This is a genomic window from Prauserella shujinwangii (genome assembly GCF_003001955.1).
GTDB lineage: Bacteria > Actinomycetota > Actinomycetes > Mycobacteriales > Pseudonocardiaceae > Qaidamihabitans > Qaidamihabitans shujinwangii.
On record NZ_PVNH01000003.1, the window covers coordinates 313,610 to 335,412 of the forward strand.

Consider the following 21,803-nt stretch of genomic DNA (forward strand, 5'->3'; position numbering starts at 1 on the left):
GAGGAGACCCATGAGACGCACCCCGACCCGGCTGGCGTCCGCCGCGCTCGCCGTCGCCGCGGCCGCACTGGTCAGCGCCCCCGCCCCGCTCTCCGCGCAGGCCGATCCCGGCGACGTCGTCGTCGCCGAGTCGTTCGAAGGCCCCGGCCTCCCCGCGGGCTGGCGCCCCGCGGCGGGCTCGTGGCAGGTCCAGGACGGCCGGCTGGTGACGACCGAGCCGGGCGCGCGGTCGCGCATCACCTTCGGCCCGCACCTGGCCGACTTCCGCGCGGAGGCCACGATCCGCTTCGACGCGGTGAACAACGCCAGCCGGTGGGCGGGCATCGTGCTCGACATCGACCCGTCCGGCGGCGTGCCGTGGAGCCAGGCCATCATGCGTTCGACGTCGACCGCGGCCAACGGGATCGAGTTCGCCGTCCGCACGGCGGGGGAGACGTGGAACGTCACCGACACCGCGTCCGCGCCGCACGACGCGGGCACCGGGCGGGACGTCCGGGTCGTGATCGAGGTGCACGGCAACCGCGCCAGCTGGAGCTTCGACGGCCGGACGGTGCTCACCACCACGCAGCTGCCGCGCAGCACCGACGGCGTGCTGGGCTTCGTCGCCGACGGCGCCCGGATCAGCGTGGACGACGTCGTGGTGACGGAGCTGGAGCCGCTGCCGATCACCCAGCCGGACGGGGCCCTGCCGCTGACGGTCGCCCACCGCGGCTACTCGTCGGCCGCGCCGGAGAACACGCTCGCCGCCGTGGCCGCCGGGATCCGCGCCCGTTCGGAGTACGTGGAGATCGACGCGCACACCACGGCGGACGGCGTGCCGGTGGTGATGCACGACTCGACCGTCGACCGCACCACGAACGGCACCGGCGCCGTGTCCGCGCTCACCGCCGACCACGTCACCGGGCTCGACGCGGGCTCGTGGTTCTCGCCCGCCTTCGCCGGGCAGCGCGTGCCGACCCTGGGCGCGGTGCTCGACCTGGTCAAGGACAGCGGCTCGACGCTGCTGCTGGAGGTCAAGGGCCCGGAGACGAGGGCCGAGACCGGCGGCATCGTCGCCGAGGTGCTGGAGCGCGGCATGGCGGAGCAGGTGCTGCTGCAGAGCTTCGACGAGCAGGTGCTGCGGCACGCCCGCGAGCTGGCGCCGGAGATCCCGCGCGGGCTGCTGCGGTCGGCCCTCGACGCCAACCCGGTCGCCACGGCGCGTTCGCTCGGTGTCGTGGCGTACAACCCGTCGGCGAACGCGCTGCTCGGCAGGCCCGGCGTCGTGGCCGACCTCAACGAGGCCGGGATCGCGGTGATGCCGTACACCGTCGACGACGCCGCCCGCTGGCAGCGCCTGACCGAACTCGGCGTCGACGCGGTCATCACGAACCGCGCCGGGGAGTTCGCGGGCTGGCGGCAGCGTTCCGAGCAGGTGCGCCCGGCCGCGCCGCGCGTGTCGGTCAGCGCGCCCGCCGACGGGGCGGCGGTGCGCCGCCACGAGCGCACGACCGTGGCCGTCGACGCCCGGGACGCCGACACCGTCACCGTGACCCTCGACGGTGAGTCGGTGGATCCGGCGGTACCGCTGGACCCGCGCGCGCTCGCCGCCGGGACGCACGAGCTGGTGGCCACCGCGACCGGGCCCGGCGGGACCGCGTCGGCGCGGTCGACGTTCGAGGTGGTCGTGGACGAGGTGGGCGTGCGGGTCCTCGTCGCGGAGGCGGACATCGCGCCGCACCACGTCGCGGTGATCCTGCGGCACGTCGACGCGGGCCGGTGGGCGCAGGCCGCGCACGCCGTGCGGAGGGCGGGCTTCCCGCCCGAGCGGGAGCGGGTGCTGCTCGCCGACCTGGCCACCCTCCGCGCGAGCTGACGAGCAGTGAAGGCCACCTTGACTGCGTTGAACGCAGTGAAGGTGGCCTTCACTGCCGGGGGTCAGTCGCGGAAGCGGTGCACGAGCGCCCAGGTGGCGGGCAGCACGGCGGCGGCGAGCGCGATCTTCAGCGCGTCGCCGAGCAGGAACGGTGCCACGCCCTTGTCCAGCGCGGTGGCGAGGTCGAGCGACGCGGCCGCCATCAGCCACGGCACGCCGAACGCGTAGATCACCAGGTTGCCGAGCACCATCGTGCCCGCCGTGCGCGCCGGCGTGCGGTCACCGCCCCGGGCGGCCAGCGTTCCGACCAGCGCACCGGCGAACACGAACCCGACGACGTACCCGGCGCTGGCCGTCAGGCCCGACGTCCCGTTGTTGAACCACGGCATCCCGGCCGCACCGACGAGCAGGTACAGCAGCATCGCGGCGGCACCGCGCCGCCAGCCCAGCGCCGCACCGGTGAGCAGAGCGGCGAACGTCTGCCCCGTCATCGGCACCGGGCTGCCCGGCACCGGGATCACCGCCTGCGCGGCCAGGCCGGTCAGCCCCGCGGCGGCCGTCACGAGGACGGCGTCCCGCACGAGCGTGCCGGGTACGAGGTCGGCCAGTACGGTGCGGCGGGTCGCGACGGGCAGCGAAGACACGAGAACCTCCAGGTCGAACTCCGATCCGCAGCGAGGTTAGTGCGACAGTGCCGCGACCGGACGCGGAAGTCGTGTTTCTCATACCTCACCCGACCGAGTGGAGCGGGCCCGCGCGGGTCAGGTGGGCCGGGACCACCGCCGATGACGAGGGGGCCGGAGTGTTCACCACGGGCGGGGAGGAACCAGGATGTCGCGGATCGGCAGGTCGATGGTGGTGGCGGCGCTGGCGGGCAGCCTGCTGACGGTGCCGGGTGCGGCGACGGCGGAGCAGGAGGCACCGGTCGCCGCGACCGCCTCGGCCTCGGCGTCGGTCGGTGCGGTCGACATCGTGGTCGCGGGCAGGCCCGGCCACGCGGCGCCGATCGCCCCGTGCACGGTCGGCGGCACCGAGCGGAACTCCGCGCGCGGCACGGACGTCGGCCGCACCACGAGCTTCGGGGCGGGGGACACCCGGTGCGCCCGCACATCCGGCGGCGCGGCCACGGCGAAGGCCACCGGGCAGCGGTTCCGGACCAGCGTGCTCCGCCAGTTCGGCGGTCCCGTGCTGCGGGTGCGCACGTTCTCCGCCGAGTGCCGGACCACCGGCAACGGCAGCGAGGGCTACGTGGAGCTGGGCGGGGTTTCCGGCTTCCGGCTGCCCTCGGAGATCCCAGCGGACCACACGATCACCATTCCCGGCCGGTCCGAGGGGGACCCGCCGATGGCCGAGATCGTGCTCAACGACCTCGTGGCGCCCACGCCGCCGGACGGCAGCCTCACCACCCACGCGTTGCACATCAAGCTGTTCCCGCAGGGTGGTCCGGCGAGCGGGGACATCTTCGTGGGCACCGCCGGCTGCGACCCGTACGCCGGCTGACGCCTGCCGGGTCAGCGGACGATCGTGATGGGCCCCGCCAGCTCGTTCAGCTCGTCGCGGTCGGGCAGCGCGTCCGCGTCACCCGCCACCGACACCGCGAACGCGCCGCACGCCGCGGCCGTCCGGACCCGCCGGTCCGGCGGCGCGCCGGCCAGCCGGTCCGCCAGGTAGCCCGCCGCGAACGCGTCGCCCGCGCCCTCCGGGTCCACCGCCCGCACCGGGTACACCGGGACGTCGTAGCGCAGCCCGCCCAGCTCGGCCACCGCCCCGCGCGGGCCCAGCTTCACGAGTACCTCCTCCGGCCCCAGCGCCGCGAGCGCCCCGGCGAGGTCCTCGGCCGATCCCTCCAGCCCGAGCAGCCGTGCCTCGGCCTCCCCCGCGAACACGATGTCGGCGCGGGTCACCAGCTCGCGCAGCACGTCCTGCGCGTCCTCGGGCGGCCACAGCGCGTGCCGGTAGTTCACGTCGAACGACACCGGGACGTCCGCCTCCTGCGCCACGTCGATCGCCGCGTGCACCGCGTCCGCCGCCGACTCCGACAGCGCGGGCGTGATGCCGGAGAGGTGCAGCACCCCGGCGGCGCGGATCCGGTCCTCGCAGAGGTCCTCGGCGCACAGCCGGGAGCCCGCGCTGCCGTGCCGGTAGTACGCCACGCGCATCGAGTCCGCGGCCCGGAAGTCCTTGAGCATCAACCCGGTGGCCGCGTACTGGTCGGTGCGCGCGGCCGAGACGTCGACGCCCTCGTCCCGGATCCGGGCCAGCACCAGGGATCCCGGTTCGTCCGCGCCGACCCGGCCCGCCCACGACGCGCCGACGCCGAGCCTGCGCACGCCGATGGCCACGCTCGACTCGGAACCGGCGATGCCGACGTTGACCGTGCTCGCGTGCCGCAGCCTGCCGGAGTCCGTGCTGAACACGGCCATGGTCTCGCCGAAGGTCAGCAACCCGCCTGCGGTCACGAACCGACCCGGGGAGTTCCGCTCACCGTCGCGCCCGCGGCCTTCATCTGGGCCACGGCGGTGTCCACAGTAGACTGCGAAACGCCCGCGGTGAGATTCGCCAGCACCCGCACCGAGAAACCGGCCCTCGCCGCGTCGACGGTGGTCGCGCGGACACAGTGGTCGGTGGCGATACCCACGACGTCGACGTCGGTCACGTCGCGGGCCCGCAGCCAGTCGGCGATGTTCTCGCCCCGGTCGGTCTCCCCCTCGAAGCCGGAGTAGCCGTCGCTGTACTGGCCCTTGGAGAACACCGCGGTGATCGGCGCGATGTCCAGCTCCGGCCGGAACGCGGCCCCGCCCGTGCCCGCGACGCAGTGCGGCGGCCACGACCGGACGAAGTCGGGTTGGTCGCTGAAATGCGGCCCCGGGTCGATGTGGTAGTCGCGGGTCGCCACGACGTGGTCGTAGCCCCGCTGGTGCATGTGCTCGGAGATGGCCGCGGCCACCGCCGCGCCGCCCTGCACCGCGAGTGAGCCGCCCTCGCAGAAGTCGTTCTGCACGTCCACCACGATCAGCGCGTTGGCCATGGTTTCCTCCTCGAAAAGCCGCTCAACTGAAGGTCGTGGGGATGGCCGGGTCGCCGCCGGACAGCTTCAGCCCCTCCCACGGCAGGCTCACCAGCGCGCGGCGCAGCCGTTGCCTTCCATCATCCAGGGTGGGCAGGTCCGGGACGGGTTGTCCACCGCGCATCAGGGGAATGAGCAGCTCGCGGTCGTGCGGTCCCCGTTCCGGCGGAGCGGCGCTGGGGTAGACCACCTCCTCCAGCGCGGTGCCCGTCGGCTTGTGCCTGCGCAGCGCGGACTTCCGGCCCCCTCGGGAGGCCTTGTGCTCGCTGCGCTTGGCCACCGGTTTGCCGTTCACCTCGACCAGCTTGTACACCATCCCCGCCGTCGGCGCTCCCGACCCGGTCACCACGGAGGTGCCCACGCCGTAGGCGTCCACGGGTTCCGCGCGCAACGCGGCGATGGCGTGTTCGTCGAGGTCTCCCGACACGACGATCCGGGTGTCCTTGGCGCCCAGGGAGTCCAGTTGCTCACGCGCCTTGCGGGCGAGCGGCCCGACGTCGCCGGAGTCGATGCGGATCGCGCCGAGCTCCGGCCCGGCCACGCGCACGGCCGTCTCGATGCCCGCCGTGATGTCGTAGGTGTCCACCAGGAGCGTCGTGTCCGCGCCCATCCTCGCCACCTGCGCGCGGAAGGCGGCCTCCTCGGTGTCGTGCAGCAGCATGAACGCGTGCGCGACCGTGCCCCGGGTGGGAATGCCGTACCGGCGGCCGGCCTCCAGGTTGGACGTGGTGGCGAAGCCCGCGAGATAGGCGGCCCGCGCGGCCGCCACCGCCGCGTACTCGTGCGTGCGCCGCCCGCCCATCTCGATGATCGGCCTGCCGTGCGCGGCGCTCGACATCCGCGCCGCCGCGGACGCGACCGCGCTGTCGTGGTTGAGGATGGACAGCACCAGCGTCTCCAGCACCACGGATTCGGCGAACGTGCCGCGGACGGTGAGGATGGGGGAGCCGGGAAAGTACAGCTCACCCTCGGGGTAGCCGTCGATGTCGCCGCCGAACCGGTAGTCCGCCAGCCAGTCCAGCGTCTCGTCGCTCACCACGGCCGTCGCCGCCAGCTGGGCGAGCTCGGCCTCGGTGAACCGGAAGTCGGCGATCGCCTCCAGCACGCGGGTGGTGCCCGCCACCACGCCGTACCGGCGCCCGGCAGGCAGCCTGCGCGCGAACACCTCGAACACGCAGTCCCGTTCCGCGGTGCCGTCGGCCAGCGCGCTGCTCAGCATCGTCAGCTCATAGTGGTCGGTGAGCAGTGCCGTGCTCGTGCTGCTCGCGGGACGATCCGGAGAGGCCATGCGATCACCCTATTCACCAACGATTCCGGCCCTTCACCCACACGGCCTGCCCTGGGCGCCCACAGGCGGTGCCAGTCGTGACACCATGTCGTTATGACCACGCCTGTCGAGGCCGAAGAGACACTCGGTGCCGATGCCGGTTCCGAGGACAGACCGTGGCAGACGATCGTGTGGAACGACCCGGTCAACCTGATGTCCTACGTGACGTACGTGCTGCAGAAGATCTTCGGGTACAGCCGGGACCACGCCACCAAGCTGATGCTCGACGTGCACCACAAGGGCAGGGCCACGGTGTCGTCCGGAACCAAGGAGAAGGTAGAGGGGGACGTGGCGAAGCTGCACGCCGCCGGGCTGTGGGCCACGATGGAGCAACCGTGAGGGGCTGGCGCCGCAAGGGTGGCAGGGTCGTCGCCGAGTTCGAGCAGCAGGAGGCGGCGGTGCTGCGCGGCCTGGTGAGCCAGGTCGAGGACATGCTGCGCGCCCGCGCCGAGGAGGCTCCCTCGGACGAGCTGAGCGAGCTGACCGGGATCCGCACCGGGCCCTCGGAGTCGCCCAACGACCCGGTGCTGTCCCGGCTGCTGCCGGACTTCCACATGCTCGATCCCGACAACCCGGCCAAGGAGACCCTGGACTCCGTCGCGGCGCTGCGTTCCCTGCACGAGCCGGAGGTGCTGGAGGCCAAGGTGGGGGTCGCCGCCGAGGTCATGCGGTCGTTGCCGCCCGAGGGCGGCGGGGTCCGGCTGACCTACGAGCAGGCGGACGCGTGGCTGTCCGCGCTCAACGACGTGCGGCTGGCGCTCGGCACCGCGCTCGACGTGAACGAGGAGATGCCGGACGAGCTCCCGGAGGAGGACCCGCGCGCGCCGCACCTCGGCGTGTACCACTGGCTCACCTGGGTGCAGGAGAGCCTCGTGCAGGCGATGACCGAGTGAGCGGGCACAACGCGATCACCGACGTGCCCGGCGTGCTCGTCGGGCACTACCAGCGGCTCGGCGCGGGCTGGGCCACCGGGACCACGGTCGTGCTCGTGCCCTCCGGGGCCAGCGCCGCCGTGGACCAGCGCGGCGGCGCGCCGGGAACGCGGGAGACGAACCTGCTGGACCCCGAGAACCTCGTGCAGCGGGTCGACGCGGTGTGCCTTTCCGGCGGCAGCGCGTACGGGCTGGCCGCCGCCGACGGCGTGCTGCGCTGGCACGACGAGCGGCACCGGGGCTTCCCGGTCGGGGAACAGCCGCACGAGGTGGTGCCGATCGTGCCCGCCGCCGTGATCTTCGACCTGCCGCACGGCGCGTGGGGCAACCGGCCCGACGCGGCGTTCGGCCACGCGGCGTGCGAGGCGGCGAGCGACGGTCCCGTCGCGCAGGGCACGGTGGGCGCGGGCACCGGGGCGCAGGTGGGTTCCCTCAAGGGCGGGGTCGGCACGGCCAGCGAACGGGTCGGCGACTTCGTCGTCGGCGCGCTCACCGTGCTCAACGCGTCCGGGGAGGCCGTGCGCATGGACACCGGCGAGCCGTACGCGGCCGACCACGAGGTGGACGGCGAGTTCGGCATCGCCAGGTGGCCGGGGCGCGCCGCGGAACCGTCCGCCGCGGGCACGCGCCTGAACACCACGATCGGCGTGGTCGCGGTGGACGCCGAGCTGTCGAAGGCCGAGTGCAGGCGGCTGGCCGTGGCCGCGCAGGACGGGCTGGCCCGTGCCGTGCGGCCCGCGCACAGCATGTTCGACGGCGACACGGTCTTCGCGCTGGCCACCGGGCAGCGGCCGCTGGCGGAGGAGCGGGGCCCGCTGGGCGCCGCGGGCCGCGCGGCGATGCTCGACGCCCTCTGCGCCGCGGCGGCGCGGGTGTTCGCCAGGGCGCTGGTGCACGGCCTGCTGGCGGCGACCTCGCTGCCGGGCCTGCCCGCCTACCGCGACCTGTGGCCGGAGGCTCTGCCCAGCTCGTGAGTGGTTCGTCTCACGGTGTGAACACGTCACGTCCACGACGTAAGATGTTCGTCGTGCTTCGGATCCGCCGAGACCTCGTGGACGCGATCGTCGAGCACGCCCGCCGGGACCACCCGGACGAGGCGTGCGGCGTCATCGCGGGCCCCGACGACGGTACCGACCGGCCGGAGCGGTTCATCCCGATGCTCAACGCGGCGCGCTCGCCCACCTTCTACGAGTTCGATTCGGGTGACCTGCTCAAGCTGTACCGCGAGATGGACGCCAACGACGAGATCCCCGTCGTGATCTACCACTCGCACACCGCCACCGAGGCCTATCCGTCCCGGACCGACGTGAAGCTCGCACAGGAGCCGTTCGCTCACTACGTGCTGGTCTCCACCCGGGATCCGGAGGAGTACGAGTTCCGCTCCTACCGGATCGTCGACGGTGCGGTGACCGAGGAGCCGGTCGAGGTCGTCGAGTCGTACATGTTCGCCAACACCGGCAGCGACGACGTTCCCGACGCCCGGTGACCGTGCGGGAATACACCCGCGCACGCGAACGTCAGTCCTGTCAGCAACCCGAGCGGAGGTAACCCATGGCCGTGACCGTCTCCATCCCGACCATCCTGCGGACCCACACCGGCGGCGAGAAGTCCGTCGAGGCGTCCGGCAAGACGGTGCTCGAGGTGATCGACGACATCGAGGCCAGGCACAGCGGCCTGAAGGACAGGCTGGTGAAGGACGACAAGCTGCACCGCTTCGTCAACGTCTACGTCAACGACGAGGACGTCCGCTTCGCCGGCGGGCTGGACGCCGAGGTCTCCGACGGCGACACGGTCACCATCCTGCCCGCGGTCGCCGGCGGCTCGCGCTGAGCTCATGACTCGCTACGAGTCCCTGCTCGACGCGCTCGGCGGCACGCCGCTGGTCGGGTTGCCCCGGCTGTCCCCTTCCCGCGACGTGCGGCTGTGGGCCAAGCTCGAGGACCGCAACCCGACCGGTTCGATCAAGGACCGGCCCGCGCTGGCCATGATCGAGGCCGCCGAGCGTGACGGCAGGCTGCACCGGGGCTCGACCATCCTGGAACCGACCTCGGGCAACACCGGCATCGCGCTCGCCATGGCCGCGAAGCTCAAGGGCTACGGGCTCGTGTGCGTGATGCCGGAGAACACCTCGGCCGAGCGCAAGCAGCTGCTGCAGGCCTACGGCGCCCGCATCGTGTACTCCCCGGCCGCGGGGGGCTCCAACGAGGCGGTGCGCCGGGCGAAGGAGCTCGCCGAGTCCAATCCCGACTGGGTGATGCTGTACCAGTACGGCAATCCGGCCAACGCCGACGCGCACTACTACGGCACCGGACCCGAGCTGCTGAAGGACCTGCCGACCCTGACGCACTTCGTCGGCGGGCTGGGCACCACCGGCACGCTCGTGGGCGTCGGCCGGTACCTGCACGAGCACAAGCCGGACGTCCGGATCATCGCCGCCGAGCCCCGCTACGGTGAGCTCGTCTACGGCCTGCGCAACCTCGACGAGGGGTTCGTGCCGGAGCTGTACGATCCCGACGTGCTCAACGGGCGCTACTCCGTCGGCGCCTACGACGCGCTGCGCCGCACGCGCGAACTGCTCGAGCGGGAAGGCATCTTCGCGGGCATCTCGACCGGCGCCGTGCTGCACGCCGCGCTGGGCGTCGCCCAGAAGGCCGTGGAGAAGGGCGAGCAGGCCGACATCGCGTTCGTCGTCGCCGACGCCGGCTGGAAGTACCTGTCCACCGGCGCCTACAGCGGTTCCCTGGACGAGGCCGCCGAGCGGCTCGACGGCCAGCTCTGGGCCTGACCGCGAGTTCCGCGTTCCCGCACGCGAGTACCGCGTTCGGACCGGCGAATGGCCCGCCCGGGAATCCGGGACCCGACTTCCGCGAACCTGAGCGGGGCACTCGCGAGCCTGAGTGCAGAACTCCGGGTTTTCACCCGAGGTCGGCGACCTGGGTCCGACGTAGCCTGGGGATGTGAGCACGCAGCCCGAACCCGCACGGACCGGCCGCCCGGCCCGGCGCGACCCGCGCAAGCGCATCCTGCCCGCCCGGCCGCTGGCCGCGGCGGCGCTCGCCGCCATGTTCGTCGCGCTGCTGTACGCGGTGGAGCTGGTCGATGTCATCCTGCCCGCCCAGCTCGACCTGGCGGGCATCCAGGCCCGCAGCCTCGACGGCCTCGACGGGGTCGCGTGGGCGCCGCTGCTGCACGCCGGGTGGGGCCACCTGTTCGCCAACACCGTGCCCGTCCTGGTGTTCGCCTTCCTGGCGATGGCGGGCGGCATCGGCCAGTGGGTCGCCGTGACCGCGATCATCTGGCTCGTCGGCGGGCTCGGCGTGTGGCTCGTCGCGCCGCCGGACGTGGTGACCGTCGGCGCGTCCGGTCTGGCCTTCGGCTGGCTGGCGTTCCTGCTGGTGCGGGGCGTGTTCAACCGCAGCGCCGGTCAGCTCGCGGTGGCGGCGGTGCTGCTGTCCCTCTGGGGCGGGATGCTGTGGGGCGTGCTGCCGGGCAACCCGGGTGTCTCCTGGCAGGGCCACCTCTTCGGCGCACTCGGCGGGATCCTCGCCGCCTGGATCGTCGCGCGGGCGGACCGGGCGAAGGCCCGCCGCGCGCCCGGTACGCTCGGGGCGTGAGCCACGCCGACGCACCCATCGGGATCTTCGACTCCGGCGTCGGCGGGCTGACGGTCGCGCGGGCCATCGCCGACCAGCTGCCCCACGAGCGGCTGCGTTACGTCGGGGACACGCGCCACGCGCCGTACGGCCCGCTGCCCATCGCGCGGGCACGGGAGCTGGCGCTGCATGCCCTCGACGGACTCGTCGCCGACGGCGTGAAGGCGCTCGTCATCGCCTGCAACACCGCCTCGGCCGCCTGCCTGCGGGACGCGCGGGAACGCTACAGCGGCGCGGGCATCCCCGTCGTCGAGGTGGTGCTGCCCGCCGTGCGCAGGGCGGTGGCCACCACCCGCAGCGGCCGGATCGGGCTCATCGGCACCGAGGGCACCGTGCGCTCCCGGGCCTACGACGACGCGTTCGCCGCCGCCAGGGACGTCCGGCTGACCAGCGTCGCCTGTCCCCGGTTCGTGGACTTCGTGGAACGCGGCGTGACGTCGGGCAGGCAGGTGCTCGGCCTCGCGCAGGGCTACCTGGAGCCGCTGCTGCGCGCCGACGTCGACACGCTGATCCTCGGCTGCACCCACTACCCGATGCTCACCGGCGTGCTGCAGATCGTGATGGGGCCCGACGTGACGCTGGTCTCCAGCGCCGAGGAGACCGCGAAGGACGTCGTCCGGGTGCTCACCGAGGCCGACCTGCTCGCCGAGGACACCGGCACGGAGCCGCGACACGAGTTCGTCGCCACCGGGCCGGCCGAGCCGTTCACCCGGCTGGCGCAGCGGTTCATGGGCTTTCCGCACGGAGTGGGCGTCCCCACTCCGGCATGACGCGCGCTCCCGGCCCCCCGCGTGGCAGGGTGTCGGTCGTGCGACTGACGATCCTGGGCTGCTCCGGCAGCATCCCCGGTCCCGATGCGGCGGCGTCCGGCTACCTCGTGGAGGCCGGTGGCTTCGTGCTCGGCATCGAGCTCGGCAACGGCGCGTTCGCGCGGCTGCAGGCGCTCCGCGACCCGTTCGACCTGGACGCGCTCGTGCTCACCCACCTGCATCCCGACCACTGCGCCGACTTCAGCGCGCTCACGGTGCTCCGCCGCTACCATCCTGAGCCGCCGTACGCCACGCGTCCCCGCCGCCTGCCCGTCCACGCGCCGGTGGAGGCGCCCGCCCGGCTCGCCAACGCCTACGCCCCGCACGAGGCCGAGCGGCTGGAGACCGACCTTTCCGACGTCTACGACTTCCACCCGCTCGGCCCGGATCCGGTGCGGCTCGGCCCGGTCACGCTGACCGCCGTGCCCGTCGAGCACCCGACCGAGGCGTTCGGCGTGCGCGTCGAGCACGGTGGCCGGGTGCTGGCCTACACCGGGGACACCGGGCCGTGCGAGGCGCTCACCGGGCTCGCGCGGGGAGCCGACGTGCTGCTCGCGGAGGCGTCCTGGACCGAAGCGGCGGACCGGCCCGAGGGCGTGCACCTGTCCGGCAGGCAGGCCGGTGAGCTCGCCGCCGCGGCGGGTGCGGGCAGGCTGCTGCTCACCCACATCGCGCCCTGGACCGACCGGGGCGCCGTGCTCGCCGAGGCGCGGGACGCGTTCAGCGGCCCGGTCGAGCTGGCCGAGCAGGGAGCCGTGCACGACATCTGACCGGGCGGCCCGGCTCGTGAGTGAGAAACGTGGTTCTAGCCACGTTCCTCACTCACGAGCGGTGTCGGCCAGGTAGTAGCCCCACAGCTCCCACGTGTAGGCGTGGAACAGTGCCAGCATGCTCAGCGTGCCGCCCGCGGCGTCGAACTCGGCCAGGTCGAGTGCCAGCTCGGCGCCCCTGCGGCTGGGGACGTCGTTGGTCACGTCGGTGAACCAGTCCACGAACGTCACCTGCCGCTGCTGCCCGGGCCGCGCGCCAGGCGAGACGAGGTCGAGCAGGGCGGGCCGGTTGCGCAGGGTCCACCGGTAGAACTCGGAGTAGGCGAAGAACCGCTGCTCCACGGCCGTGGGCGAGCGGCCGTGCACCCGCTCGGCGAGTGCGACGCCGTACTCGGTGGACGCCTGCTCCGCCTCGCTCCACGCGCGGTCGTGCGCGGAACGCGCGGCGAGCCTGCCCGCGCGCAGGTCGGTCAGGTACTCCGCCCACAGCGGGGCACCGGGGTTGCCGAACGTCCCGCCCCCTCGGCCGGAGGCGATCGCGATGCCGCGCTCGATGCCCTCGATGATCCCCGCGTCCACATAGGACACCCAGGTGCCCGGTGCGCCCATGTCGTGGTCGCGGAAGAAGTCGATGATGCCCTCGATGTTGCGCCAGCGGGGCGCGTAGCCGGGGATCAGCGCGGCGGCGGGCCCGCTCGACAGCGCCCGCACCAGTTCCAGCCGCTCGGTCATGCCGAGCAGGTTGATCTCCTCGGCCGTGCAGTCCAGCAGGGCGGCGCACTCCGCGGGGGCACGCCGTTCCCCGGTGTGGGCGCCGGCCACCGGCGCCGCCAGCACGCACAGCAGTGCGGCGAGGATCGTGACGACGGCGGCACGCATGCGCGGACCCTAGTCCGTTGCCCTCCGGCCAACAACCGCCGGAAGGCGGCGACCCGTCACCGGCGGTGGGCGGGGGCCCGGACTACGCTGCCCCCGTGGCTCGAAAAGACGGCAGGAACGACGACCAGCTCAGGGAAGTCCGCATCACCCGTGGCTTCCAGCAGTGGCCAGCGGGTTCGGTGCTCATCGAGTTCGGTGACACCAGAGTGCTGTGTGCCGCGAGCGTCAGCGAGGGCGTGCCCCGCTGGCGCACCGGCTCCGGGCTCGGCTGGGTGACCGCCGAGTACGCGATGCTGCCTTCCGCCACCAACACCCGCAGCGACCGGGAGTCGGTCAAGGGCCGCATCGGCGGCCGCACCCACGAGATCAGCAGGCTGATCGGCCGCTCCCTGCGCGCCTGCATCGACCTGGGCGCGCTCGGCGAGAACACCATCGTCATCGACTGCGACGTCCTGCAGGCGGACGGCGGCACGCGCACGGCCGCGATCACGGGCGGCTACGTGGCGCTGGCCGACGCCATCACCTGGCTCGGCGCGGCGGGCAGGCTGGCTGACCCGAAGCCGCTGTCGGCGGCGGTCTCGGCCGTGAGCGTCGGTGTCGTCGACGGCCGGGTAAGGCTCGACCTGCCGTACGAGGAGGACTCGCGGGCCGAGGTCGACGTGAACGTGGTCGCCACCGACGCGGGCACGCTGATCGAGGTCCAGGGCACCGGGGAGGGTGCGACGTTCACCAGGTCCACCCTGGACCGGATGCTGGACATGGCGCTGGCCGGGTGCGCGGAGCTGACCCGCAGGCAGGAGGAGGCGCTCGCGCTGCCGTATCCGGGCACGCTGCCGGAACCGGAGCGTGCCAAGAAGTCGAAGGGCGGTAAATGAGCTCCCGGCTGCTGCTGGCCACCCGCAACGCGAAGAAGCTGGAGGAGCTGCGCCGGATCCTGCTGCGGGCCGGTCTCGGTGAGATCGAGGTGCTCGGGCTCGCCGACGTCGAGGAGTTCCCCGAGGCGCCGGAGACCGGGGCGACGTTCGAGGAGAACGCCCTTGCCAAGGCCCATGACGCCGCGAAGGCCACCGGCCTGCCCTCGGTCGCCGACGACTCGGGACTCGGCGTGGACGCGCTGAACGGCATGCCCGGCGTGCTGTCGGCCCGGTGGGCAGGGGCCCACGGCGACGACCGCGCCAACCTGGAGCTGGTGCTGGCGCAGCTGACCGACGTCCCCGACGAGCGCAGGGGAGCCGCGTTCGTGTGCGCCGCCGCGTTCGTGGACCCCGACGTGGAGGAGGTGGTGGTCCGGGGCGAGTGGCGCGGCCGGATCATCCGGGAGCCGCGGGGCACGCACGGCTTCGGCTACGACCCGATCTTCGTCCCGGACGGGGAGGAGCGGACCTCGGCGGAGCTGGATCCCGCCGAGAAGGACTCGGTCTCGCACCGCGGCCGGGCACTGCGCGCCCTGCTGCCCCGGCTGCGCGAGTTCAGCTCGCGATCGACAGGTCCCTGAGCAGCTTGGCCACGTGCCCGGTGGCCCGGACGTTGTACAGCGCCTTGGCGATGCGGCCCTCCGGGTCGACGACGAACGTGGAGCGGATCACGCCCTGCACGACGCGCCCGTAGTTCTTCTTCTCGCCGAACGCGCCCCATTCGGAGAGGACGGTCTTGTCCGGGTCCGCGAGCAGCGGGAACGTGAGGTTCTCCCGCTCGGCGAACGTGGCCAGCTTCTCCGGCTTGTCCGGCGAGATGCCGAGGACCGCATAGCCCGCGTCGTTCAGCTCCGCGAGGTTGTCGCGGAAGTCGCACGCCTGCTTGGTGCAGCCGGGTGTGCCCGCGGCCGGGTAGAAGTACACGACGACGGAACGGCCGCGGAAGTCCGCGAGCGAGACCTTGTTGCCCTGGCTGTCGGGCAGGGTGAAGTCGGGGGCCGGGTCGCCCTCGCTGAGGCGCTTCTGCTCGGTCATGCGGCCAGCGTATCGGCCGGGTCCGACGTCCTAGACGGAGCCGCTGTACACGGCGGTCCGGGAGGCGGCGGAGTCCGGGCGCAGGCTCAGCCGCATCCGCGTGGGCTCGGCGGGCACGGCGAAGGCCAGCGTCAACCGGACGGTCTGGCCCGGCAGCACGTCCTGGTCGGCGTCGACGATGCCGTTGTAGCCCTGGGTGGCGTCCACGACCTGCTTGGTGGCCTGGTCGTCGATCGTGGCGGTCACGGACAGCTTCGACAGCCGGTAGGGCTGCTCACCCCGGTTGTAGACCGCGATCCCGAACGCGGCGGCCCGCTCGGACTGCGGGTACGCGCTCGGGCTCGGCTGGAAGCTCTTCGGCGGCGACACGGTGACGACCAGCCCGGAGGTGAACCGGTAGTCGGAACCGAACTCGGCGATCGTGCCGCTCGGGGTCGCCGCGTAGACCGTGGTGGACGGGGGAGGGGCTGAGGACCTGATGTCCGACTCGTCACCGGCGGCCTGCTGACCGCATCCGGCGGCGGCCAGCAACGCGCAGACCGCGAGCACGGCCCTGGGCGTTCTTCGCACCGGTGACGCTCCTTGTGGTCCGATCGCTGAGGGTAAGTTGCTCCGTTCGGCGGCGGCAAGCCACCGACCCGCTCCACTCTGGCGGTCGTGTCCCCCCGCGTGCCAGCCGCCCCGGGACGTTGACGCGGACCTGGTGTACGCCCGTGTCCTGGCCGTGATCGTCAGAGCACCAGGAGTGACGGTGGTCACTCGTTCCGCGACCGGTCAGACGGCGAACGCGAAGAACAGGATGAAGGTCGCCAGCCCGGTCAGCCACGCCACGATCAGCCAGCCGAAGTCCCGCCACGGGTCCACGGTCCGGTTGTCCTCGCCGGGGACGTACACGCCGCGCATCTCGAACCAGTCGGCCCAGCGTTCGATCCAGCGGAGGGGGTTGCGTGACGCCATGGCTCCACCTCCCGCGGATCCTGCCGGTGCTGCCTGGGCCCGATGGACGGCCCGATGTCACTGTACGTGACCCGACGGCGGCAGCGCGCTGGACGTGAGTCAACACGGGATATCAATCGGGACATTTGATGTTCACTGAATGTACGGACACCTCTACTCTCCCTAGGATCAAACGGGCGGGCGACGTCGTACGCCGTACGGCGGTCGGTCGCCCACTATTCATTCCTGGAATGAGGGGAGGCGGATATGCGGGCGTCACTTCTCTGGCGATCGGCGATCCTCCTGAGCGCCACAGCCCTGTTCGCCACGGCGTGCGGTGGTGGCGGTGACAGCGGCGGCGGCGGGCAGTCGTCCGACGGCGGCGACGGCGTGCTCAAGCTGGGATACGTTCTGCCGGAGACCGGTCAGCTCGCGTTCCTCGGGCCGCCGCAGATCCAGTCCACCAAGTTCGCGATCAAGACGATCAACGACGCCGGTGGCGTGCTCGGTCAGCAGATCCCGGAGGTCGTCGCCGGTGACGAGGCGGGCCAGGAAGGTGTCGCCGCGCAGTCGGCGGACCGGGTGCTCTCCAGCGGCGTGGACGCGATCATCGGGGCCGCGGCCTCGGGTATGTCGCTGGCGTTCATCGACAAGGTGACCGGGTCCGGCGTGGTGCAGTGCTCCGGTTCGAACACCGCGCCCACGTTCACCGACTACGACGACGGCGGTTTCTACTTCCGCACCGCGCCGAGCGACGCCCTGCAGGGCCCCGTGCTGGCGAACGTGGTCCGGGAGGACGGGCACAACCGGGTCGCCATCGTGGCCCGTGCCGACGACTACGGCAAGGGCCTGATGGAGGCGACGAAGTCGGCGCTGGAGAGCGACGGGGCGGAGGTCGTGCTGTCGCAGACCTACGACCCCGAGGCCACCAACTTCGACCAGCTCGCGCAGCAGATCAAGAACTCCAACGCGGACGCGGCCGTCGTGGTGGCGTTCGAGGAGGGCACGCAGATCCTGCAGAGCATGATCGAGGCGGGTGCCGGGCCGCAGCAGATCGGCGTCTACGGTGCCGACGGCCTGCGCAGCGAGGAGCTGGCCTCGCTGGTGTCGCCGAACAACCCCGGCCGGATCGCGGGCATGAAGGGCACCGCCCCGGCGTCGGCGGACAACGCGGACTACGTCAAGCAGCTCAAGGAGTTCGCACCGGACCTCCAGGAGCTGCAGTTCGCTCCGCAGGTCTTCGACTGCGTGACGATCATCGCGCTCGCCGCCGAGAAGGCGAAGTCCGACGACCCGGCGACGTTCGCGCCGGAGATCAACGGCATCACCAAGGACGGCGAGAAGTGCACGTCGTTCGCCGACTGCAAGGCACTGCTCGACGAGAACAAGGACATCGACTACGACGGCGTGAGCGGTCCGCTCGACTTCACCGAGGACGGTGAGCCAGGCCAGGCACAGATCGAGGTCTACACCTACAACGACTCCGGCGAGCTGGAGACGGTGCGCACCGAGACGAGCAGCGGTCAGGGCTGACGGACGAAACCAGCACGGTCCCCCGGAGCCATTCCGATCAGGTTGGCTCCGGGGGACTTTGCGTCGTGACCCCGGCGAGCACCGTGGTCACGACCTTGCGGACGGCTGTGGTTTCCGGCGGGGCGTCCCTCCGGTCGGCGTACAACAGGTGTGCGGCTCCGATCAGCGTGGGAGCGAGCGTGTCCACGTCCGCGTCCGCCGCGACCCGGCCCAGTTCGCGCTCGGCCGCGAGGTAGGACGCGAGCATCTCCGTGCCTTCCGTCAGCACCGGAACGCCGGCAGGCCAGGTCCGCCGCAACTGGGCCCGCAGCTCGTCGCGGAACGTGATGAGCGGGATGATCGCCACGGCGGTCGATCCGAACAGGGCCGTCAGCGCGTCGGTGACGTTGTCGGGGACGGTCCGGGTCCCCGCGGACTCGCGCAGGGCGGCGGCTTGGGGAGCGAGCCGGCCGGCGCGGTCGAGGACGAAGTCGGCGAGGAACTCGTCGAAGTCGGCGAAGTGCCGGTGCAGGACGCCTTTGGCGCAGCCCGCCTCGGTGGTGACCGCCCGGCTGGTCAGTGCGCTCGGCCCGGCCCTGAGCAGGACCCGTTCCGCGGCGTCGAACAGCTGTGCCCGGACGTTCCTGATGTGCACACCCGTCGGCACGGTGTCTCCTCTCCTGCGCGGACGAGTCTGTCCGAGAAGTGGGCGCATGCCCACTATAGTGGGCGCATGCCCACTTCTGGCGGACCACACGAGCACCGGAAGCTGGCGGAGTCCTTCGGCACCGACGCCGAGCGCACGACCGCACCCGGCCCGGCTATCCCGGCGACCTGGTGCGGCGGATCGTCGCGGCCTGCCCCGGCCGTGCCGGCGCCGTCGACGTCGTCGACGTCGGGTGTGGCACCGGTATCGCGGCGCGGCAGTTCACGTCGGCCGGCTGTGCCGTGCTCGGAGTCGAGCCGGACCCGCGGATGGCCGAGGTCGCGCGGCGCCACGGGATCCGGATCGAAAGGGCGAGATTCGAGGAGTGGGATCCCGCGGGCCGCACGTTCGACGCGGTCGTCTCCGGGCAGACCTGGCACTGGATCGACCCGGTGGCGGGAGCGGCGAAGGCGGCCGAGGTGCTGCGGCCGGGTGGTGTGCTGGCGGCGCTGTGGCACGCCCTCCAGCCGCCACCCGAGGTGACGGAGGCGTTCGCCACGACGTACCGGCGGCTGCGGCCCGATGCGCCGTTCGACCCCGGTGCGACGGCGCAGGGTGCCGACGCCTATCAGGCGATTCTCACGAAGGCGGCGGACGGCCTGCGGTCCGCGGGCGTGTTCGGCACGCCGCGGCGGTGGTGGTCCGGCTGGGAGCGGTCCTACACCCGCGACGAGTGGCTGGACCAGCTGCCCACCCACGGTTCGCTCACCGGGTTCTCGCCGGACGAGCTGGCGGAGGTGCTGGCCGCCGTCGGCTCGGCCGTCGACGCGCGAGGAGGGCGTGTCCCGGTCCGGTACACCACGGTGGCGCTCGTCGCGACCAGGTCGCGCGCGGTGAGGCTCGCGGTCAGCGGGCGCGGGCGAGGGTGCCGAGGTAGAGCTCGATGACCTTCTCGTCGTGCAGCAGCTGGTGGCCGGTGCCCGTGTAGGCGTTGGTGCCCTGGTCGAGCACGTAACCCCGGTCGCAGATCTGCAGGCAGCGGCGGGCGTTCTGCTCCACCATGAAGATCGCCACTCCGGTGGAGTTGATCTCCTTGACCCGTGCGAACACCTGGTCCTGGTAGGCGGGGGAGAGACCGGCCGAGGGCTCGTCGAGCAGCAGCACCTCGGGCTCCATCATCAGCGCCCTGCCCATCGCGAGCATCTGCCGCTCGCCGCCGGACATCGAGCCCGCCTTCTGGTTGCGCCGCTTGGCCAGCAGCGGGAACAGCTCCTCGACGAAGTCCCGCCGCTCGGTGAACCGCCTGGGCCGCAGGTACGTGCCCATGCGCAGGTTCTCCTCCACGGTCAGGGTGGCGAAGACGTTCTGCCGCTGCGGCACGTAGCCGATGCCGCGCGAGACGAGCTCGTGGGCGGGCCGGTTGGTCACGTCCGCGCCGCGCAGGCGCACCGAGCCGGTGCGCACGCGCAGCAGCCCGAACATGGCCTTGACCAGGGTGGACTTACCGGCCCCGTTCGGCCCGATCACCCCGACGATCTCCCCGGCGCCCAGCTCGGCGCCGCAGCCGCGCAGGATGTCGACCCCCGTGACGTATCCGGCGACGAGCTCGTCGGCCACCAGCAGTGGTTCGTCCATGATCAGCCCTCGTTCTCCGGTTCGTCGTGCTGCCTGCCGAGGTAGGCGTCGATCACGGCGGGGTTCTTCGCCACGGACTGCGGTGGCCCCTCCGCCACGATACTGCCCTCGGCCATGCACACCACCCAGTCGCTGATCCCCATCACGACGTCCATGTCGTGCTCGACGAAGCACACCGTCATGCCCTCGTCGCGCAGGGCCGTGATGTGCTCGAGCAGCGACTGGGTCAGCGCCGGGTTCACGCCGGCCATCGGCTCGTCGAGCATGATCATCGTGGGTTCGACCATGAGCGCCCTGGCCATCTCCAGCAGCTTGCGCTGCCCTCCGGACAGCGTGCCGGCGTACTCGTCGCGCATGTGCGAGAGCCGGAACCGCTCCAGCAGCTCGTCCGCGCGCCGCACGATGCCCCGCTCCTGCCCGCGCCACACCGGCCACAGCATGGACAGGCCCATCCGCTCGCCCCGCTGGTGCCGCGCGGCGAGCTTCATGTTCTCCAGCACGGTCAGCTTGGACAGCGTCTTGGTGAGCTGGAACGTCCGCACGAGGCCGCGCCGGGCCACGCGGTGCGCCGCGCGGCCGGTCAGCTCCTGGCCGTCGAACGTCCAGTGCCCCGTGTCGGCCCGGTCGAAGCCGCTGATGACGTTGAACAGCGTGGTCTTGCCCGCGCCGTTCGGCCCGATGAGCGCCGTGATCGTGCCCCGCTGCACCTCGAGGGTGTCGACGTGCACGGCGGTGAGGCCGCCGAACGTGCGGGTCACGCCGTCCACCACGAGCAGCGGGTCCGGCTTGCGCACGCCGGGCTCGCGCTCGACCTTGGCGAGCGCCGTGGAGATCGGGTTATCGGACATCGAGCAGCATCTCCCTCCGGCTGCCGAAGATCCCCTGTGGCCGGAAGATCATCAGCAACATCAGTCCGAGGCCGACCAGGGCGAACCTCGCCGCGCCGATCTCCGCCGCGCTGAGCACGTCCGACGAGATGTACCCGGCGCTGATGGCCTGCCGCAGTGCGCTGTCGAAGAACGACAGGATCGCCCAGAACAGGATCGACCCGATGACGGGACCGAGCATCCGGCCCGCGCCGCCGAGCACCAGCAGGGTGTAGAGGAAGAACGTCTCGACGGGGTTGTACGTGTCGGGGTTCACCGACTGGTTCTGGATCGCCAGCATCATCCCGGCGAGCGAACCGATCGCGCCACCGAAGACCAGGCTCTGCATCTTGTACGCGTAGACGCTCTTGCCGAGGCTGCGCACGGCGTCCTCGTCCTCGCGGATCGACCGGATGACCCGGCCCCAGGGGCTGTGCACCATCAGCGCCATGACCCCGGCGAACAGCGCGACCAGGCCCCACGCGACGAGCAGCACCCACAGGTCCCGCGAGCTGTAGTTGACCAGCCAGAACCCGTACTGGTCGCGCGGGATCGGGTTGATGTCGAAGAACTCGTCCGCGAACTGCTGCAGGCCGAAAACGCCGCCGGTGACCGGCTCGGCCCAGCTGGACCGGTAGAACAGGCGCAGGATCTCGCCTGCCGCGATCGTCGCGATCGCCAGGTACTCGGCGCGCAACCGCAGGGTGGGCAGGCCGAGCAGCAGGGCGAGGATCACCGAGCTGCCGAGACCGATCAGCACGCCGACCCACAGCGACAAGCCGAACGTCGACACCGAGGCCGCCACGCCGTAGGCCCCCACCAGCATGAAGCCGATCTGCCCGAAGTTGAGCAGGCCGGTGTAGCCGAAGTGGAGGTTCAGGCCGATGGCGGCCAGGGCGTAGACGGCGGCGATCGGCCCGATGCCCGAGCGCAGCGCGTCGGAGAGGATTACTTCCCAGTCCATTCG

The 21,803-nt window shown here is 72.3% G+C and carries 27 protein-coding genes; 15 read left to right on the forward strand and 12 right to left on the reverse strand.

Annotated elements, in window-relative coordinates; all coding sequences use genetic code 11:
- The first annotated feature begins 10 nt into the window (after positions 1–10).
- Positions 11–1,855 (forward strand): glycerophosphodiester phosphodiesterase, encoded by a 1,845-nt coding sequence (locus B0I33_RS08165; protein WP_106177952.1) that lies wholly within the window; start codon positions 11–13, stop codon positions 1,853–1,855.
- 62 nt (positions 1,856–1,917) lie between these two features.
- Here B0I33_RS08165 and B0I33_RS08170 read toward each other — a convergent pair whose 3' ends face one another.
- Complete coding sequence (locus B0I33_RS08170; protein WP_106177953.1) at positions 1,918–2,499, reverse strand: biotin transporter BioY; 582 nt, start codon at positions 2,497–2,499, stop codon at positions 1,918–1,920.
- Between the two features lie 187 nt (positions 2,500–2,686).
- Between B0I33_RS08170 and B0I33_RS08175 the strand changes: the two genes are divergently transcribed.
- Positions 2,687–3,355, forward strand: coding sequence for a hypothetical protein (locus B0I33_RS08175; protein WP_106177954.1), 669 nt, complete (start codon positions 2,687–2,689; stop codon positions 3,353–3,355).
- An 11-nt stretch (positions 3,356–3,366) separates the two neighbouring features.
- Here B0I33_RS08175 and B0I33_RS08180 read toward each other — a convergent pair whose 3' ends face one another.
- From B0I33_RS08180 to B0I33_RS08190, 3 genes are read right to left on the reverse strand one after another with little or no spacing between them, the layout of a single operon-like run.
- Positions 3,367–4,314: a sugar kinase gene (locus B0I33_RS08180; RefSeq protein WP_106177955.1), complete on the reverse strand. Its 948-nt coding sequence runs from the start codon at positions 4,312–4,314 to the stop codon at positions 3,367–3,369.
- Entirely contained in the window at positions 4,311–4,883 is a 573-nt protein-coding gene (locus B0I33_RS08185; protein WP_106177956.1) for an isochorismatase family protein, read from the reverse strand. The genes B0I33_RS08180 and B0I33_RS08185 overlap by 4 nt, the downstream gene beginning before the upstream one ends.
- A gap of 22 nt (positions 4,884–4,905) precedes the next feature.
- Positions 4,906–6,210, reverse strand: a complete 1,305-nt coding sequence (locus tag B0I33_RS08190; protein WP_106177957.1) for a nicotinate phosphoribosyltransferase — start codon at positions 6,208–6,210, stop codon at positions 4,906–4,908.
- Between the two features lie 93 nt (positions 6,211–6,303).
- Between B0I33_RS08190 and clpS the strand changes: the two genes are divergently transcribed.
- The 9 genes from clpS (at position 6,304) to B0I33_RS08235 (ending at position 12,413) form a co-directional block, all read left to right on the forward strand.
- Positions 6,304–6,588 (forward strand): ATP-dependent Clp protease adapter ClpS, encoded by a 285-nt coding sequence (clpS, locus tag B0I33_RS08195; RefSeq protein ID WP_106177958.1) that lies wholly within the window; start codon positions 6,304–6,306, stop codon positions 6,586–6,588.
- A complete protein-coding gene (locus B0I33_RS08200; protein WP_106177959.1) occupies positions 6,585–7,142 on the forward strand; it encodes a DUF2017 domain-containing protein in 558 nt (185 codons plus the stop codon). The genes clpS and B0I33_RS08200 overlap by 4 nt, the downstream gene beginning before the upstream one ends.
- Entirely contained in the window at positions 7,139–8,155 is a 1,017-nt protein-coding gene (locus B0I33_RS08205; RefSeq protein ID WP_181193219.1) for a P1 family peptidase, read from the forward strand. Before B0I33_RS08200 ends, B0I33_RS08205 begins: the two co-directional genes overlap by 4 nt.
- Positions 8,156–8,199: 44 nt before the next feature.
- The gene (locus tag B0I33_RS08210) at positions 8,200–8,667 is read left to right on the forward strand and encodes a M67 family metallopeptidase (RefSeq protein ID WP_106177960.1); all 468 of its coding nucleotides are present in this window, start codon (positions 8,200–8,202) and stop codon (positions 8,665–8,667) included.
- A 65-nt stretch (positions 8,668–8,732) separates the two neighbouring features.
- The gene (locus B0I33_RS08215) at positions 8,733–9,011 is read left to right on the forward strand and encodes a MoaD/ThiS family protein (RefSeq protein ID WP_106177961.1); all 279 of its coding nucleotides are present in this window, start codon (positions 8,733–8,735) and stop codon (positions 9,009–9,011) included.
- A 4-nt stretch (positions 9,012–9,015) separates the two neighbouring features.
- Positions 9,016–9,966: a PLP-dependent cysteine synthase family protein gene (locus tag B0I33_RS08220; protein ID WP_106177962.1), complete on the forward strand. Its 951-nt coding sequence runs from the start codon at positions 9,016–9,018 to the stop codon at positions 9,964–9,966.
- 172 nt (positions 9,967–10,138) lie between these two features.
- Complete coding sequence (locus B0I33_RS08225) at positions 10,139–10,795, forward strand: rhomboid family intramembrane serine protease (RefSeq protein ID WP_425440454.1); 657 nt, start codon at positions 10,139–10,141, stop codon at positions 10,793–10,795.
- Positions 10,792–11,604 (forward strand): glutamate racemase, encoded by an 813-nt coding sequence (murI, locus tag B0I33_RS08230; RefSeq protein ID WP_106177963.1) that lies wholly within the window; start codon positions 10,792–10,794, stop codon positions 11,602–11,604. Before B0I33_RS08225 ends, murI begins: the two co-directional genes overlap by 4 nt.
- Before the next feature lie 38 nt (positions 11,605–11,642).
- Entirely contained in the window at positions 11,643–12,413 is a 771-nt protein-coding gene (locus B0I33_RS08235) for an MBL fold metallo-hydrolase (RefSeq protein ID WP_106178260.1), read from the forward strand.
- 48 nt (positions 12,414–12,461) lie between these two features.
- On the opposite strand, the gene B0I33_RS08240 is transcribed toward B0I33_RS08235, so the two are convergent.
- Positions 12,462–13,292: a hypothetical protein gene (locus B0I33_RS08240; RefSeq protein WP_106177964.1), complete on the reverse strand. Its 831-nt coding sequence runs from the start codon at positions 13,290–13,292 to the stop codon at positions 12,462–12,464.
- Between the two features lie 95 nt (positions 13,293–13,387).
- On the opposite strand from B0I33_RS08240, the gene rph reads away from it, so the two are divergent.
- Positions 13,388–14,167, forward strand: a complete 780-nt coding sequence (rph, locus tag B0I33_RS08245) for a ribonuclease PH (protein WP_106177965.1) — start codon at positions 13,388–13,390, stop codon at positions 14,165–14,167.
- Entirely contained in the window at positions 14,164–14,787 is a 624-nt protein-coding gene (gene rdgB, locus B0I33_RS08250; protein WP_106177966.1) for an RdgB/HAM1 family non-canonical purine NTP pyrophosphatase, read from the forward strand. The genes rph and rdgB overlap by 4 nt, the downstream gene beginning before the upstream one ends.
- Here rdgB and bcp read toward each other — a convergent pair.
- The 3 genes from bcp to B0I33_RS08265 all read right to left on the reverse strand — a co-directional run bounded on the left by bcp (position 14,762) and on the right by B0I33_RS08265 (position 16,198).
- Positions 14,762–15,241 (reverse strand): thioredoxin-dependent thiol peroxidase, encoded by a 480-nt coding sequence (gene bcp, locus B0I33_RS08255; RefSeq protein WP_106177967.1) that lies wholly within the window; start codon positions 15,239–15,241, stop codon positions 14,762–14,764. The two genes, rdgB and bcp, sit on opposite strands and share 26 nt — an antisense overlap.
- A 30-nt stretch (positions 15,242–15,271) precedes the next feature.
- Positions 15,272–15,811: a hypothetical protein gene (locus B0I33_RS08260; protein WP_106177968.1), complete on the reverse strand. Its 540-nt coding sequence runs from the start codon at positions 15,809–15,811 to the stop codon at positions 15,272–15,274.
- A 204-nt stretch (positions 15,812–16,015) separates the two neighbouring features.
- A complete protein-coding gene (locus B0I33_RS08265) occupies positions 16,016–16,198 on the reverse strand; it encodes a hypothetical protein (protein WP_106177969.1) in 183 nt (60 codons plus the stop codon).
- A 246-nt stretch (positions 16,199–16,444) separates the two neighbouring features.
- On the opposite strand from B0I33_RS08265, the gene B0I33_RS08270 reads away from it, so the two are divergent.
- Positions 16,445–17,710 carry an ABC transporter substrate-binding protein gene (locus tag B0I33_RS08270; RefSeq protein WP_106177970.1) on the forward strand — a complete coding sequence of 422 codons (1,266 nt, stop codon included), beginning with the start codon at positions 16,445–16,447 and terminating at the stop codon, positions 17,708–17,710.
- A 37-nt stretch (positions 17,711–17,747) separates the two neighbouring features.
- Here the strand turns inward: B0I33_RS08270 and B0I33_RS08275 are convergent, their stop codons facing one another.
- Entirely contained in the window at positions 17,748–18,356 is a 609-nt protein-coding gene (locus tag B0I33_RS08275; RefSeq protein ID WP_106177971.1) for a TetR/AcrR family transcriptional regulator, read from the reverse strand.
- 170 nt (positions 18,357–18,526) lie between these two features.
- On the opposite strand from B0I33_RS08275, the gene B0I33_RS08280 reads away from it, so the two are divergent.
- Positions 18,527–19,282, forward strand: coding sequence for a class I SAM-dependent methyltransferase (locus B0I33_RS08280; RefSeq protein ID WP_342750052.1), 756 nt, complete (start codon positions 18,527–18,529; stop codon positions 19,280–19,282).
- On the opposite strand, the gene B0I33_RS08285 is transcribed toward B0I33_RS08280, so the two are convergent.
- The 3 genes from B0I33_RS08285 to B0I33_RS08295 are packed head-to-tail and all read right to left on the reverse strand — an operon-like array spanning position 19,242 to position 21,800.
- Positions 19,242–19,970 (reverse strand): ABC transporter ATP-binding protein, encoded by a 729-nt coding sequence (locus B0I33_RS08285; RefSeq protein WP_106177973.1) that lies wholly within the window; start codon positions 19,968–19,970, stop codon positions 19,242–19,244. The genes B0I33_RS08280 and B0I33_RS08285 overlap by 41 nt on opposite strands.
- 2 nt (positions 19,971–19,972) lie before the next feature.
- Positions 19,973–20,818 carry an ABC transporter ATP-binding protein gene (locus B0I33_RS08290; RefSeq protein WP_106177974.1) on the reverse strand — a complete coding sequence of 282 codons (846 nt, stop codon included), beginning with the start codon at positions 20,816–20,818 and terminating at the stop codon, positions 19,973–19,975.
- The gene (locus B0I33_RS08295; protein ID WP_106177975.1) at positions 20,808–21,800 is read right to left on the reverse strand and encodes a branched-chain amino acid ABC transporter permease; all 993 of its coding nucleotides are present in this window, start codon (positions 21,798–21,800) and stop codon (positions 20,808–20,810) included. Before B0I33_RS08295 ends, B0I33_RS08290 begins: the two co-directional genes overlap by 11 nt.
- Positions 21,801–21,803: the final 3 nt, after the last annotated feature.

Coding starts and splice junctions, on each gene's coding strand:
- B0I33_RS08265 (WP_106177969.1), bottom strand. CDS start 16,198: ATGGCGTCACGCAACCCCCTCCGCTGGATCGAACGCTGGGCCGACTGG.
- B0I33_RS08165 (WP_106177952.1), top strand. CDS start 11: ATGAGACGCACCCCGACCCGGCTGGCGTCCGCCGCGCTCGCCGTCGCC.
- B0I33_RS08295 (WP_106177975.1), bottom strand. CDS start 21,800: ATGGACTGGGAAGTAATCCTCTCCGACGCGCTGCGCTCGGGCATCGGG.
- rdgB (WP_106177966.1), top strand. CDS start 14,164: ATGAGCTCCCGGCTGCTGCTGGCCACCCGCAACGCGAAGAAGCTGGAG.
- B0I33_RS08215 (WP_106177961.1), top strand. CDS start 8,733: ATGGCCGTGACCGTCTCCATCCCGACCATCCTGCGGACCCACACCGGC.
- clpS (WP_106177958.1), top strand. CDS start 6,304: ATGACCACGCCTGTCGAGGCCGAAGAGACACTCGGTGCCGATGCCGGT.
- B0I33_RS08240 (WP_106177964.1), bottom strand. CDS start 13,292: ATGCGTGCCGCCGTCGTCACGATCCTCGCCGCACTGCTGTGCGTGCTG.
- B0I33_RS08285 (WP_106177973.1), bottom strand. CDS start 19,970: ATGGACGAACCACTGCTGGTGGCCGACGAGCTCGTCGCCGGATACGTC.
- bcp (WP_106177967.1), bottom strand. CDS start 15,241: ATGACCGAGCAGAAGCGCCTCAGCGAGGGCGACCCGGCCCCCGACTTC.
- B0I33_RS08290 (WP_106177974.1), bottom strand. CDS start 20,818: ATGTCCGATAACCCGATCTCCACGGCGCTCGCCAAGGTCGAGCGCGAG.
- B0I33_RS08190 (WP_106177957.1), bottom strand. CDS start 6,210: ATGGCCTCTCCGGATCGTCCCGCGAGCAGCACGAGCACGGCACTGCTC.
- B0I33_RS08270 (WP_106177970.1), top strand. CDS start 16,445: ATGCGGGCGTCACTTCTCTGGCGATCGGCGATCCTCCTGAGCGCCACA.
- B0I33_RS08175 (WP_106177954.1), top strand. CDS start 2,687: ATGTCGCGGATCGGCAGGTCGATGGTGGTGGCGGCGCTGGCGGGCAGC.
- B0I33_RS08185 (WP_106177956.1), bottom strand. CDS start 4,883: ATGGCCAACGCGCTGATCGTGGTGGACGTGCAGAACGACTTCTGCGAG.
- B0I33_RS08210 (WP_106177960.1), top strand. CDS start 8,200: ATGTTCGTCGTGCTTCGGATCCGCCGAGACCTCGTGGACGCGATCGTC.
- B0I33_RS08220 (WP_106177962.1), top strand. CDS start 9,016: ATGACTCGCTACGAGTCCCTGCTCGACGCGCTCGGCGGCACGCCGCTG.